This is a genomic window from Streptomyces sp. BE20 (assembly GCF_036322525.1).
Classification (GTDB): domain Bacteria; phylum Actinomycetota; class Actinomycetes; order Streptomycetales; family Streptomycetaceae; genus Kitasatospora.
This window is the reverse complement of record NZ_JAQYWW010000911.1, coordinates 31,717-46,716: the sequence shown is the minus strand read 5'-3', so window position 1 is coordinate 46,716 and position 15,000 is coordinate 31,717. Positions and strand designations below refer to the sequence as shown.

The following is a 15,000-nucleotide window of genomic DNA, read 5'->3' as shown; positions in this document are numbered from 1 at the left end:
TGCCTTTGTTTCTCAACAGGCAGGCTGCAAGCGGCAGTTGAAACTGCCGATGCACTTCCGCGCATTCTGCCGATCGGCCCGGAAAAGCCGTCCTAAGGTCGGTACCACTACCGGCAGCGTCGCAAATTCACTCGCTAATTCATCGGGGTTGGATGATGGAATCTCGCGGTTTCCCCTTCACGTCCGTCGCACGCCGGTCCCCGGACCGGCCGGCCGTACGGCTCGGCGGCCGGACGGTCGGCTACCGGGAACTGGACGAGCTGAGCGGCTCCCTCGCCGCCCGGATCGCCCCCGGCCGGACGGTGGCCGTCACCGGCCGGGACCGGCTCGACCACGTGGTCGGCCTGCTCGCCGCGCTCCGGGCCGGTGCCACCTACCTGCCGCTGGACCGGGACGCCCCCGAGGAACGCAACCGCTGGATCCGCGAGGACGCCGGCGCCACCCTGGCCTACACCGACGGGGAGCTCGTCGACCTCGGCCCGGCGGCGTCCGGCGGCTCGCCCGGCAGCACGGGCGTCCCGGGAGCGGACGCGTCGGCCACCGCCGGGTACCTCGTCTACACCTCCGGCACCACCGGCCGCCCCAAGGGCGTGCACGTCCCGCTCGCCGCGCTGACCGGCCACCTGGCCGCCGCGGTCGAACGGTTCGGCCTCACGGCGGACGACGTGGTGCTGCACTTCGCCCGCCCGACCGTGGACGTGGCGGTGGAGCAGGTGCTCGCCGCCCTCACGGCCGGCGCCTGCGTCGTCGTCCCCGAACAGCAGCTGGTGGCACCCGCCGCGCTGCTCGACCTGCTGGACGACGAGGGCGTGACCGTGGCCAACCTGGCCGCCGGCTACTTCCAGGACGTGGTGGCCGTCCTCCGTGAGCGCGGCCGCGCGCCGCGCACCCTGCGCCTGATGATCTCCGGCAGCGACCGGCTCTACCCGGACACCGCCGCCGGCTGGTGGGCCGCCACCGGCGTGCCGCTGCTGAACGCCTACGGGCCGACCGAGACGGTGATCACGGCCACCGTCCACGCGTCGGCGGGCCCGGCCGCCGGAGTCGGCGACGTGGTGCCGATCGGCGGCCCGCTCGGCGACCGGCGGGCGTACGTGCTGGACGACCGGTTGCGGCCGGTGCTGCCCGGTGCGGCCGGCGAACTGTACCTGGGCGGGCCGCTGCTGGCCTCCGGCTACCACGGCCGCCCCGGCCTGACGGCGGGCCGGTTCGTCGCCGACCCGTTCGCGCCGGAGCCGGGCGCCCGGATGTACCGGACCGGCGACGTCGTCCGGCGGGCGGCGGAGCCCGGCACGGCAGACGGCACCGGGGCAACGGACGGCACCTGGGCGACGGACGGCACCGGGACGGAGGCGCCGCTGGAATTCGTCGGCCGCGCCGACCACCAGGTGAAGATCCGCGGCTTCCGCGTCGAACCGGGCGAGATCGAGCAGGTGCTGGCCACCCACCCGGGCGTCGCGGGAGCCGTCGTGGTGGCGTACGAGGGCCGGCTGGCCGCCTACACGACCGGGACCGCCCCCGACTACGCCGAGGTGCGGGCCTTCCTGGCCGAGCGGTTGCCCGAGCACATGGTCCCGGCCACCGTCACCCCGCTGGAGGCATTCCCGCTGACCGCCGGCGGCAAGGTGGACCGGGCGGCGCTGCCCGAACCGCGGACCGCGCCCGCCGCCCCGGCCGCCGGCCGGCGCCCGCCGCGCACCCCGGCCGAGCAGCTGATCGCCGCCGTCTGGGCGGACGTGCTCGGGGTGCCCGAGGTCGGTGCCGACGACAACTTCTTCCACCTGGGCGGGGATTCGCTCACCGCCGTGCGGGTGGTCGGCCGGGTCTTCGACGTCTTCGGCATGATCTCGCCGTACACCATCTTCGACGCGCCGACCCTCGCGGAGTTCGCCGCCGCCGTCACCGCCTCGGCGGGCGGCGGGCGCCCGGTCCTGTCCGGGGCGGGGGCCTGCGAGGCGCCGCTCTCCAAGTTCCAGCGCGGCCTCTGGTTCCTCGACCAGTGGAACCCGGGCGCGCCGACCTACGTCGTGCCGTGGGTGTTCCGCTTCGCCGGCCCGGTCGATCCGGAGCTGCTCCGGCGGGCGCTGGCCGGCGTGGTGGACCGCCACGAGGCCCTGCGGACCACCTTCACGTTCGGCGAGGACGGCCCCCGGCAGGTGGTCCACCCGTCGGTGGAACTGCCGTTCACCGTCGTGGACGCCGGCCCCGAGCAGGTGGGCGAGCTGCTCGCCGGGGCCGCGCTGGTCCCGTTCGACCTGGAGACCGGGCCGCTGGTCCGCGCCCACCTCTACCGGTCCGGCGCCGCGTCCACCCTGCTGCTGCTCTGCCACCACATCGTCTGGGACGAGGGCTCGCTGCCCGTCCTGGAGTCCGAACTCGCCGAACTCTACGAGGCCCTGGCGGCCGGCCGCCCCGCCGTCCTGCCCGAACTGCCGGTGCAGTACGCCGACTACAGCGCCTGGCAGTACGAGGACGCCACCGCCGGCAGCCGCCTCGACTACTGGCGCGAGCACCTGCGGGACTCGCCGACCGAGCCCGTGCTGCCCGCCGACCGCCCCCGGCCGGAGGTGCAGGCGTTCCGCGGAGCCTTCCACCGGTTCGCCATGCCGCGGCCGGTCGCCGAGGCCGTCCGGGCCCTGGCCCGCGGCGAGGACGCCACGCCGTTCATGGTGCTGCTCGCCGGTCTGGCGCTCACCCTGCACCGGCGCACCGGGCAGCGCGACCTGGTGCTCGGATCCCCGGTGAGTCTCCGCGGACGGGCCGAACTCGACGCCCTGATCGGCTACTTCGTCAACCTGCTGCCGCTGCGCGTGCGGCTCGACGAGGCAGGGGACTTCCGCGAACTGGTCCGGCACGTCCGCGAGGTGGCGATCGCCGGCTACCGCCACCAGGAGACGCCGTTCGACGACATCGCCGGCGCCGTCCTGGAGGACCGGCCGGACGACCGCACCGAGGACCGCAACCCGCTCTGCCAGGTGCTGCTGGAGCTGCACCCGCTGGACTCCCGGCCGCTGGTGATCGGCGGCACCGAGGTCACCCGCGAACTCCACTCCAACCCGGTCTCCCGCTTCGACCTGTCGATCTCCGTCGACGACCGGGGCACCGACTTCACCGGCCGCTTCGAGTACGACTCCGACCTGTTCGACGAAGCGACCATGGCGGAGCTCTGCGACGCCTGGCTCGGCACCCTGGCCGCCGCCGTCGAGGCGCCCGTGCACGCCCTGTTCGAGGCCCGGGCCGCCCGGGACCCGCGCTCCACGGCCCTGATCTCCGGCGAACAGCGTCTCGGGTACGGCGAGTTGAACACCCGGGCGAACCGGCTGGCCCATCACCTGACCGCGCAGGGGATCGGCCGCGGCGACACCGTGGCCGTCCTGGTCGAACGCGGACCGGACCTGGTGACCGCCCTGCTCGCCGCGCTCAAGGCCGGCGCCGCCTACACCCTGCTCGACCCGGACTTCCCGGCCGAGCGGCTGGCCGGCGCGGTCGCCGACAGCGCCGCCGCCCTGCTGGTCACCCACCGGCACGCCCAGCCGCCGTTCCCCGTCGCCCGTCACCTCGACCTCGACGCCGAGGCCGCCGCCGTCGCGGCCCGCCCCGGCCACGACCCGGGCCTGCCGGTCACCGGCGCCGACCTCGCCTGCGTGATGTTCACCTCCGGCTCCACCGGCCGCCCCAAGGGTGTCGCCGTCCCGCACCGCGCCCTCACCACCACCTACCTGGGCCAGGACTACGCCCGGTTCGGCCCCGGCGAGGTCTGGCTCCAGTGCTCCCCGGTCTCCTGGGACGCCTTCGCCCTGGAGCTGTACGGCGCGCTGGCCTTCGGCGGCACCTGCGTCCTCCAGCCGGGCCGGCGGCCCGACCCGCAGGCGATCGCGGAGCTGACCCGCCGCCACGGCGTCACCCAGCTCCAGCTCTCCGCCAGCCTGTTCAACTTCCTGCTGGAGGAGATGCCGGAGACCTACGACGACCTCAAGGTGGCCTTCACGGCCGGCGAGCGGGCCTCCGTCACGCACGTCGGCAAGGCGCTGGAGCAGTACCCGCACCTCGTCGTGGCCAACGGCTACGGCCCGGTCGAGAGCCTCGGCCTGACCACCTGCCACCGCGCCACCGCCGCCGACGCCGCCGGCACCTCCGTCCCGATCGGCCGCCCGCTGCACGGCAAGGCCGTCCACGTCCTCGACGACCGGCTGAACCCCGTCCCGCCCGGCACCACCGGCGAGCTGTACGCGGCGGGCGGCGGCCTGGCCCACGGGTACGTCGGCCGGCCCGGGCTGACCGCCGAACGGTTCGTCGCCTCCCCGTTCGGGGCGCCCGGCGAGCGGCTCTACCGCACCGGGGACCTCGGCCTGGTGAACGCGGACGGCCTGCTGGAGATCACCGGCCGGATCGACGACCAGGTGAAGATCCGCGGCTTCCGCGTCGAACCCGGCGAGATCGAGGACGCCCTCACCCGCCATCCGGCCGTCCACGAGGCCGCCGTCACCGTCCACGAACCCGCGCCGGGCGACCGGCGGCTCGCCGCCTACGTCACCGCGGGCAGCACCGCGCCCGACCCGGACGCGCTGCTCGACCACCTGGCGGCGCTGCTCCCCGAGCACATGGTGCCCGCCACCCTGGACGTCCTCGACGCCCTGCCGCTCAACCCCAACGGCAAGGTCGACCGGCGTGCCCTGCCGGCCCCCGCCGCGCGCCGCGCGGACGCCCCGGCCGACCCGCTCACCCCGGACCAGCGGCTCGTCGCGGACGCCGTCCGGGCCGTCCTGGAGCTCGCCGACGACCTGGGGCCGGACGCCAACTTCTTCCGGATCGGCGGCAACTCGCTGGCCGCGGTCCGGGTCGCCATGAGGCTGTCGCAGGACACCGGGACCAGGGTGCCGCCGCACGTGGTGTTCCGCGGCCGGACCGTGGGCGCCATCGCCGAACGGCTGGCCTCGTGACGACGACCCGCCCGACGACCCGCCCGACCGCCCGCCCGACCGCCCTCCCCACCGAAGGGAACGAGGCCGTGAGCCCGTCCGACGCCCCGCCGGCCGCCGCGCCGGCCGCCCCTCCCGGCGCCGCCGCCCGCCCCGCCGGTGCCGCCCCGGAGACCCTGCCCGACGGCGTGGTCCGCACCGCGCCCGCGTCCGGTCTGCAGCGCGGCCTCTGGTTCCTCGACCGCTGGAACCCGCAGGCCGCCACCTACACCACCCCCTGGACGTACGACGTCACCGGCCCGCTCGACCTCGCGCTGCTGCGGCGGGCGCTGGACGGGGTCTCGGCCCGGCACGAGGCGCTGCGCACCACCTTCGCGCTGCACCCCGACGGCCCCCGCCAGCACGTCCACCGCACCCTGACCGTCCCGCTCGCCGTCACCGACCTGCGCGGGCTCCCCGAGGGTGAACGGGCCGACCGCGCCGCCCGGTTGGTCACCGACCGGGCCGCCGAGCCCTTCGACCTGGCCGCCGGCCCGCTGCTGCGCGCCGAGGCGATCCGGCTCGCCGACGACCGCACCACGCTCCTGTTCGTCGTCCACCACATCGTCTGGGACGGCTGGTCCGCCGACGTCTTCGAACGTGAACTCGTCGAGCTGTACGGCGCGTCGGGTGAGCGGCGGGCAGCCGCGCTGCCCGAGCTCGCCACCCAGTACGCCGACTACGCGCTGGAGGAGCAGGACACCCCCTACGAGGAGCACCTCGCCTACTGGAAGGACCGCCTCGACGGTGCCCCCACCCTGCTGGAGCTGCCCGCCGACCGGCCCCGGCCGGCCGAGCGGAGCCGGCGCGGGCGCACCGAGCCGTTCGAGCTGCCGGCGGGGAGCGCTGCCCGGGTCCGGGCGCTCGCCGAGCAGGAGGGCGTGACGCCGTTCACCGTCCAACTGGCCGCCTTCGCCCTGCTGATCGGCCGCTGGACCGGCGCCGACGACCTGCTCGTCGGCACCCCCGTCACCACCCGCAACCGGCCCGAACTCGCCGACCTTCTGGGGTACTTCGTCAACCTGCTGCCGTTGCGGATCCGGCTCGCCCCCGGTGCGACGTTCCGCGGCCTGCTGGCCGACGTCCAGGACGGCGCCTTCGACGCCTACGGCTACCTCGACGTGCCGTTCGACCGGCTGGTCGACCTGCTCGGTACCGACCGCAGCCCGCAGCACCCGCCGCTGGTCCAGGTGGTGTTCGGCGCCCACGGCGAGGACCGCACACCGCTCGTCCTCGGCGCCGCCACCGCCGAACGCACCGTCCGCTCCAACGGCACCAGCAAGTTCGACCTCACCTGGTCCGTCTTCGAGGACACCTCCGGATCCCGGGGCGGCGCGGAGCAGGACCCGGCCGCGCAGGACCCGGCCGCGCCGGGCGGCCCGGGCGCCGGCGGCGAGCTGCGCGGCGAGGCCGAGTACAGCAGCGACCTCTTCGACCCGGCGACCGTGCGCCGCCTCACCGCCGACTACGCCGAGCTGCTGGACGCCGCGCTCACCGACCCGGACGCCACCCTGCGCCGGCTCACCTCCGCCGGGCCGTCGCACCGCCCGGCCGTGCTCGACCGGGGCCACTGCCTGCACCACCTCTTCGAACAGGCCGCCGACGCGTACGGCGACCGGCCCGCCGTCAGCGGCCCGGACGGCACCCTCGGGTACGCCGAACTCGACCGCCGCGCCAACCGGTTGGCCCACACCCTGATCGCCCGCGGGGTGCGCCCCGGCGACCGGGTGGGCCTGCTGCTGGAGCGCACCGCCGCCGTCCCCGTCGCGATCCTCGCCGTCCTCAAGACCGGCGCCGCCTACGTGCCGGTCGACCTCGCCGCCCCCGCCGACCGGGCCGCCCTGGTCTTCGGCGACACCGCCGTCACCGCGGTCGTCACGGACCGGCCCGACCGCGCCCCCACCGGCCCCTGGCAGACCCTCGATCTCACCGCAGGCGCCGGTGAGATCGCCGCCCACCCGGCGAGCCGCCCCCCGGCGGTCGGCCGCCCCGGCGACCTCGCCTACCTCATCTTCACCTCCGGCTCCACCGGCCGCCCCAAGGGCGTGGCCGTCGCCCACGAGCACGTCAGCCGCCTCCTGGCCTCCGGCCGGCCGCACTTCGGCTTCGGCCCGGACTCCGTCTGGACCCTCTTCCACAGCTACGCCTTCGACTGGACGGTCTGGGAGCTGTGGGGCGCGCTCCTGCACGGCGCCCGCCTGGTCGTCGTCCCCTACCTGACCAGCCGCTCGCCCGACGAGTTCGCCGGACTCCTCGACGAGGAGCGGGTCACCCACCTCTGCCTCACCCCGTCGGCGCTCCGCCAGCTCGAACCGGCCCTGCGCCGCCGCCCCCGCGTCCTGCCCGCGCTGCGCTGGATCATGCTCGGCGGCGAGGCCCTCGACCCCGGCGTCGTCCAGCGCTGGCACGACCTCGACCCGCTGCCGCCCGCCCGGCTCTGCAACCTCTACGGCATCACCGAGACCACCGTCCACGTCACCACCCACGACGTCGCCGACGGCGGCGCGGGCTTCGGGCGGAGCCTGATCGGCGAGCCCATGCCGCACCTCACCGCGCTCGTGCTGGACGACTGGCTGCGCCCGTGCCCGGCCGGCGTCCCCGGCGAGCTGTACATCGGCGGCGGCAGCCTCGCCCACGGCTACTGGGGCCGGCCCGGCCTCACCGCGGGCCGCTTCGTCGCCGACCCGTACGGCCCGCCCGGCGCCCGGCTCTACCGGACCGGCGACGTGGCGAGGCGCCTGGCGGACGGCGGACTGGAGTACGTCGGCCGGGCGGACTTCCAGGTCAAGCTGCGCGGCTTCCGGATCGAGCTCGGCGAGATCGAGAACGCCGTCGCCGCCCACCCCGACGTCGACGCCTGCGTGGTCACCGTGCACGACGACCGCCTCGCCGCGTACGTCACCGGGCGCGAACCGGGCGACCTGCGCGGGTTCCTCGGCCGGTCGCTGCCCGCGTACATGATCCCGGCGAGCGTCACCCTGCTGGACGCGCTGCCGCTCACCGTCAACGGCAAGGTCGACCGGGCCGCGCTGCCCGCCCCGGGCCGCCCCTCGCCCGTCGCGGCCGGGCGGCACGTCGAACCGCGCACCCCGGAGGAGGAGCTGTTCGCCGGCGTCTGGACGGAGGTGCTCGGTGTCCCCGGGATCGGCGTGCACGACGACTTCTTCCACCTCGGCGGCGACTCGATCCGGGCCGTCCAGCTGGCCGGCGCCCTGCACGACCGGGGCTGGCAGGTCGGCCTGCGCGACGTCTTCAACGCCCCCACCGTCGCCGCCCTGCTGCCGCTGGCCCGCCCGGCGGCGGCCGACCCCGGCGCGGACCGGCCGTTCGCGCTCGTCACCGAGGAGGACCGGGCCGACCTGCCGTCCGACGTGGTCGACGCCTACCCGATGGTCTCCATGCAGCTCTCGATGGTCTTCCACATGGAGGTCGCCGGCGGCACCGACAGCTACCACAACGTCAACTCCTACCGGATCGGCGGCGACCTCGACGAGACCGCCTTCCGCCGCTCCGTCAACGAGGCGATGGCCCGGCACGCCGTGCTCAGGACCGGGCTCGACATCTCCGGCTACGGCGAACCGCTCCAGCTCGTGCACGGGATCCTGCCCGCCCCCGTCTCCTTCGCGGACCTGCGCGGTGCGACCGGGGAGGAGCAGGACGCGGCGGTCCGGTCCGTCTTCGACGACCACCGCGAGCGGCCGTTCGACCTCGCGACCCCGCCGCTCTTCCGGATCACGGTGCAGCGGCTGGCGGACGACGCCTTCCAGCTCACGATCTCCGAACACCACGCGATCCTCGACGGCTGGAGCTTCACCTCCCTGCTCGCCGAACTCCTCGAACGGCACGCCGCGCTGGCCGCCGACCCGGTCTCCGCGCCCACCCCGCCGCCCCGCACCGCCTTCCGCGACTTCGTCGCCGTCGAACGCGCGGCGGCCGGTGACCGGGAGTCCCTGGCGTACTGGCATGAGCGGCTCGACGGCGCCACCGGCCAGCTCTGGCCCGGCAGCGAGGACGTCCACGAGCTGCCGCGCACCGTCGAACGGGTCCTCCCGGACGCTCCCGGCCAGCTGAGGCGGGCCGCCGACGCGCTCGGCGTCCCGGTCAAGTCGGTCGCCCTCGCCGCCCACCTGCACGCCCTCGCCCGGATCACCGGCCGGGAACGGGTCACCACCGGGCTGGCGATGAACGGCCGCCTGGAGCGGCTCGGCGGCACCGAGGTGTACGGGCTCTTCCTCAACACGGTGCCGCTGGTCGCCGAACCGGGGGAGGACCTGGCCGAGCTGGTCCGCCACGTGCACCGGGAGGAGCTGGACATGATGCCGCACCGCCGGGTGCCGTTCGCCCGGCTGGCCCGCATGATGGCCGACACCGCGCTCGACAGCCAGTTCGGCTACCTGCGGTTCCACGCCTTGGGACGGCTCGGCCCGGCCCGGATCGAGGACGGCCGGATCGGCTCGGAACCCACCCTGCGGCACGAGCCCAACAGCTTCGCGTTCGGCGCCTCGCTGATCCAGGACCCGGTCTCGCACCGCGTCCTGCTCGCCGTGGACCACCAGCGCGCGCTGGTCGACGACGCCACCGCGGAGCAGTTCATCGACGCCTACGCGGCGGCCCTGGCCCGGCTGGCCCCGCCCGTCTGACGCCCGCCCCGCGTACCCGCCTTCGCCGCGCGCTGCCGCCGCTCCCGCGCGCCCGCCTGCGCGCCCCACCCGACGTGATCTGCCCGACCTGACCGAGGAGTGCCCCCGCATGACCACCTTCGCCGAGCCGGCCGCCCCCACCGAGCCCGCCCCCGCCGCTGCCTCCGCTCCCGCTCCCGCCGCCGCCGTCGACCTGCTGACCCGGCTGCGCGCCGCGGTCGCCGCCCACCCCGGCCGGCCCGCGGTGCACGGCGTCGACGGCAGCCTCGACTTCGCCGCCCTGGACCGCCGCACCGCCGCCCTGGCCCGCGCCCTCCGGGCACACGGCGTCCGGCGCGGCGACCGGGTCGGCATCCACCTCGCCCGGACCGCCGACCTGCCGGTCGCGCTGCTCGCCACCTGGCGGGCCGGCGCCGCGTACGTCCCACTGGACCCGGCCTACCCGGCCGAGCGGATCTCCTTCATGGCCGCCGACGCCCGCCTCGCCGCCGTGGTCAGCACCGACACCTCGCCGCCGGTCCCGGCCGGCGTCCCGGTGCTCCGCCCCGACACCGAAGCGCCGTCCGCCGACGGACCGGAGGGCGACGCGCCGTTCGCCGACTTCACCCCGCACCCGGCCGACTCCGCCTACGTCATCTACACCTCCGGCTCCACCGGCCGGCCCAAGGGGGTCGAGGTGACCCACGGCGGCGTCGCCCACCTCGCCGACGCCCTGGCACAGCGCGGCGCCCACCGCCCCGAGCCGGCCGTGGTCGGCTGGAACGCCAGCGTCTCCTTCGACGCCTCCGTCCCCCAGTGGACCCGGCTCTGCCGCGGCGACACCCTGGTGGTGATCGACGACGCCCGGCGCGCCGACCCGCTCCGGCTCGCCGCGCTCCTCGCCGAGTACGGCGTCACCGACCTCGACCTGACCCCCTCGCACTGGCCGCTGCTCCGCGAGCCGCTGGCAGGCGCCCGGGTGCCGCGCCTGTTCATGGGCGGCGAGCCGGTGCCCGCGCGCACCTGGCGCGAGCTGGCCGACGGCGGCATCGAGGCGCTCAACCTGTACGGGCCCACCGAGTGCACCGTCGAGGCGGTCACCACCTGGATCACCGGCCCCGGCCCGCACCTGGGCGAGCCGCTGCCCGGCGTCCGCACCTACCTGCTGGACGACCGGCTCGCCCCGGTCACCGACGCCGGCGCCGTCGGCGAGCTGTACCTGGCCGGGCCGGGCGTGGCACACGGCTACCCGGGCCACCCCGGCCTGACGGCGGGCCGGTTCGTCGCCGACCCGTTCACGACGGAGCCGGGCGCCCGGATGTACCGGACCGGCGACCAGGCCCGGCGCAGCGCCGAAGGGCTGCTGGAGTACGTCGGCCGGGTCGACCGGCAGGTCAAGCTGCGCGGCTTCCGGGTCGAGCTGGGCGAGGTCGAGCACGCCCTGGCCGCCCTGGACGGGGTCACGGCGGCCGCGGCCACCGTGTACGAGGCCGCCCCCGGGGACGTCCGGCTGGCCGGCTACGTCACGGGCGGGGCCCGCCCCGCCGAACTGCTCGCCGAACTGCGCCGCACCGTGCCCGCCCACCTGGTGCCGGCCACCGTGACCGTGCTGGCCGCACTGCCGCTCACCCCCAACGGCAAGGTCGACCACCGCGCCCTGCCCGCGCCGTCGGCGGACACCGCCGGGAGCGCCGCGGCCGACGGGCCCGGGGGAGTGGACGAGCTGGTCGCCGAGGTCTGGCGCACCGTGCTCGGCGTCCCCTCCGTCGAGCCCACCGACGACTTCCTCTCGCTCGGCGGCCACTCGCTCGCCGCCCTGCGCGTCGTCCACCTGCTGCGCCGCAAGCTCGACGTGGAGCTCCAGCTCCGGCACCTGCTGGACGCCGACGACCTCGCCGGGTTCACCGCCGCCGTCCGCCGCGCCACCGAGGCGGGCCCGGCCGCCCCGCGCCCCGCGCTCACCGCCCGCCGGGAGGCCGTCCGATGAGCACCGCCGTCCGGCCGACCGCCCGCCCGCGGATCGAGGGCGACTGGTTCCTCGTCCCCGCGCCCCAGCCCCACCGCCCGTTCCGGCTGTTCTGCTTCCCGCACGCCGGCGGCGACGCCACCGCCTACACCCCGCTGGCCCGGGCGCTCGCCCCGGCCGCGGAGGTCTGGGCGCTGCGCCCGCCGGCCCGCGGCGGGCGCAGCCGGCACCCGATGCCGCCCGACTTCGACGCCCTGGTGGCGGCCGTGACCGGGGCGATCGCCCCGCACCTGGACGGTGGCCGGTTCGGCTTCTACGGGCAGAGCTTCGGCGCCCTGCTCGCCTACGAGGCCGCCCGCGCGCTGCCCGCCGACCGCCGCCCCGAGCTGGTGGTGGCCGCCGCCGCGCCCAGCCCCGCCGCGTGGACCGAGCGGGAGTCCCGGGACCTCGACGCGTCCGAGCTGCTGCGGCTCACCGGCCTGGAGGAGGTCGTCCGGGCCGAGCCCGAACTCGTCGACCTGGCACTCGCCGGCATCCGCACCGACCTCGCGGTCAGCGCCACCTACCGGTACCGCCCGCACGCGCCGATCGGCCCCGCGCTGTACGCGGTGGCCGGCGCCGACGACCCGATGCTCGGCGCCACCGACCTCACCGGCTGGGCCGCGCACACCCGCGGCGACTTCGGCCACCACGTCGTCCCCGGCGGGCACCTCCTGGCCACCGTCGACCGCCCCGGTCCGGTCGGCCTCCTGACCACCCTCCTGGCGGGCCGCCAGACCTCCGTCCCCGCGCACGACACCAGGGAGCAGCAATGGTGACCACCACCGCCGTCGACCTCACCGACCCGGCCCTCTGGGCCCGCCCCGACACCCCGGCCCTGGTCGACGAGCTGCGCCGCGAGGCGCCCGTCCACCGCACCGACACCATGGACGACGGGCCGGTCTGGTCGGTGATGACCTACCGCGAGTCGGCGGACGTGCTGCGCAACGCGGCCGTGTTCAGCTCGGAGTCCGGCTCGCTGCTGGGCTCGGGCGAGGGCAAGGTGCCGGTCGGCTCCGGCCGGATGATGGCCCTCACGGACCCGCCCCGGCACCGTGAACTGCGGGCTCCGGCGAACCCGTTCTTCTCCAAGGGCGGGGTGCGCGGGGCTTCCCGGTCGATCGCCGAGCGGGCCGGGGAGCTCTTCGACCGGGCCGTGGAGCAGGGCGAGGCCGACCTCGTCGACGTGGTCTCGGCGCTGCCGCTCGCCGTGATGTGCGATCTGCTGGACGTCCCCGAGCAGGACCGCGACATGATGGTCCGGGTCTGCGACGTGGCCTTCCTCGGCAGCACGCCGGAGGAACGCCGCGCCGGGCACCAGCAGTTGATCCCGTACCTGATGCACCAGGTGATGCTGCGCCGCACCGACCCGCGGGACGACCTGATCTCCATGATGGCCACCTACAAGGTCGGCGGGCGGCTGATGCCGATCGAGGACGTGGTGCTCAACCTGGACAACATCGTGGTCGGCGGCGTCCAGACGGTCCGGCACACCGCGGCGATGGGCCTGCACACCCTGGTCCAGCGGCCCGACCTGTGGCGGCGGTTGCAGCAGGGCGAGGTGTCGATGGACTCGGCCGTGGACGAGCTGCTGCGGTGGACCTCGGTCGGCCTGCACACGCTGCGTACCGCGACCCGGGACATCGAGCTGGCCGGGCGGCAGATCCGGCGCGGCGACCGGGTGGCGGTCTGGGTCTGGTCCGCGAACCGGGACCCGGAGACCTTCGACCGGCCCGAGGAGGTCCGGCTGGACCGTTCGCCCAACAAGCACCTCGCGCTGGGCCTGGGGGCCCACTACTGCATCGGTGCGCCGCTGGCCAAGGCCGAGCTGGGCGCGCTGTTCTCGGCGGCGCTGGAGAAAGCCGCGGCGATCGAGCCGGCGGGGCCGGTCCAGTACAACCGGTCGATCATCAACTTCGGCCTGGACCACCTCCCGGTCCGCCTCACCCCGCGCTGACCGGCCCCCGCCCCGGCCCCCGCGCACGACCCCGCTGCCGCTCCCGAACCCGGCCAACGACCCCGCCACGACCCCGCCCACGACCCTCCTCCCGCACCGACCGGACCCCGGTCCCGGGCCCCCGCCCGGCAGGTGGCTAACTGCCGCTCACCTGCCGGGCCTTGTGCCGCCCGGGCCCGTACGGCGCCGATACCTTCGAACCACACCCCAGGCCACACCCCCTTCGAGGAGACCACCGTGAGCAACCCGTTCGAGGACGACAACGCCGGCTACCTGGTGCTGGTCAACGACGAGAACCAGCACTCGCTCTGGCCGGTCTGGATCGACGTGCCGGCCGGCTGGACCACCGTCCACGGCGAGGCCACCCGCCAGGACTGCCTGGACTGGATCGAGGCCAACTGGACCGACATCCGCCCGGCCGGCCTGGTGGCCGCCCTCGGCACCCGGTGAGCGCCGCCATGCCGACCTGGGAGCTGAACCCCGGCCGTCCGGCCCTCACCCGCGTCCCGGCCGCCGCCGACCTCGCCGGGGCCTGCGCCTGGCTGCGGGACCACGAGGCCGAGCTGACCGCCGCCCTGCACGAGCACGGCACGATCTTCCTGCGCGGGCTGCCGGTGGCCACCGCCGCGGACGTCGCCGCCGTCCGCGACGTGCTGATCCCCGAGCCGACCCCGTACCGGGAGAAGGCCACCCCGCGCAGCGACTTCGGCGACGGCGTCTTCTCGTCGACGGACCTGCCGCCCGCGCAGTCGATCCGGATGCACAACGAGAACAGCTACACCCTGACCTTCCCCGGCCGGCTGCTCTTCGCCTGCCTGACGGCCCCGGAGGAGGGCGGCGCCACCCCGACGGCCGACGTCCGCAAGGTCCTCGCCGGGCTGCCCGCGCACCTGGCGGCGCGCGGTCGCTCCTCCGGCTGGACGCTCACCCGCACCTACTCCGACTACGTCTCGCTCGGCTGGCGGACCGCCTTCGGCACCGAGGACCGGGCCGACGTCGAGCAGTACTGCCGCGAGAACGGCATCTCCTGGGAGTGGCTGCCGGACGGCAACCTGCGCACCAGCCAGTTGCGCCCGGCCACCGTCCACCACCCGCACACCGACGAGGAGGTCTGGTTCAACCACCTGGCCTTCTGGAACGAGTGGTCGCTCGACCCGGACATCCGGGAGGCCATGGTCGACGAGTTCGGCGCGGACGGCCTGCCGTTCAACACCGGTTTCGGCGACGGCGAACCGCTCCCGCGGGAGGACGTGGACGCGCTCAACGCCGCGTACGAGGCCGCGACCGTCCGCGAGACCTGGCAGGTCGGCGACGTGATGCTGGTGGACAACGTGCTCTGTGCGCACGGCCGCGACCCGTTCCGCGGCGACCGGAGGATCGTCGTCGCGATGGGCCGGCCGGTCGACGTCCTGGACTGCCGACCCGGCGTGCTGCCCACCACCGCCGTCCCGGCCTGAGGCC

7 protein-coding genes are annotated in these 15,000 nt (G+C 75.8%); all 7 read left to right on the top strand.

The features are described from left to right. Positions 1 to 152 precede the first annotated feature (152 nt). Entirely contained in the window at positions 153 to 4,940 is a 4,788-nt protein-coding gene (locus PUR61_RS21000) for a non-ribosomal peptide synthetase (protein WP_329880707.1), read from the top strand. 68 nt (positions 4,941 to 5,008) lie between these two features. After that, the gene (locus PUR61_RS20995; protein WP_329880706.1) at positions 5,009 to 9,598 is read left to right on the top strand and encodes a non-ribosomal peptide synthetase; all 4,590 of its coding nucleotides are present in this window, start codon (positions 5,009 to 5,011) and stop codon (positions 9,596 to 9,598) included. A 109-nt stretch (positions 9,599 to 9,707) separates the two neighbouring features. Further along, positions 9,708 to 11,564 carry a non-ribosomal peptide synthetase gene (locus tag PUR61_RS20990; protein WP_329880705.1) on the top strand — a complete coding sequence of 619 codons (1,857 nt, stop codon included), beginning with the start codon at positions 9,708 to 9,710 and terminating at the stop codon, positions 11,562 to 11,564. Continuing rightward, the gene (locus PUR61_RS20985; RefSeq protein ID WP_329880704.1) at positions 11,561 to 12,361 is read left to right on the top strand and encodes a thioesterase II family protein; all 801 of its coding nucleotides are present in this window, start codon (positions 11,561 to 11,563) and stop codon (positions 12,359 to 12,361) included. The genes PUR61_RS20990 and PUR61_RS20985 overlap by 4 nt, the downstream gene beginning before the upstream one ends. Further along, positions 12,355 to 13,539 (top strand): cytochrome P450, encoded by a 1,185-nt coding sequence (locus PUR61_RS20980; protein WP_329880703.1) that lies wholly within the window; start codon positions 12,355 to 12,357, stop codon positions 13,537 to 13,539. Before PUR61_RS20985 ends, PUR61_RS20980 begins: the two co-directional genes overlap by 7 nt. Positions 13,540 to 13,776: 237 nt before the next feature. After that, on the top strand, positions 13,777 to 13,989 hold the full coding sequence (locus PUR61_RS20975) for an MbtH family protein (RefSeq protein WP_329880702.1): 213 nt from the start codon (positions 13,777 to 13,779) through the stop codon (positions 13,987 to 13,989). 8 nt (positions 13,990 to 13,997) lie between these two features. Continuing rightward, the gene (locus PUR61_RS20970; RefSeq protein ID WP_329880701.1) at positions 13,998 to 14,996 is read left to right on the top strand and encodes a TauD/TfdA family dioxygenase; all 999 of its coding nucleotides are present in this window, start codon (positions 13,998 to 14,000) and stop codon (positions 14,994 to 14,996) included. The last annotated feature ends 4 nt before the right edge of the window (positions 14,997 to 15,000 follow it).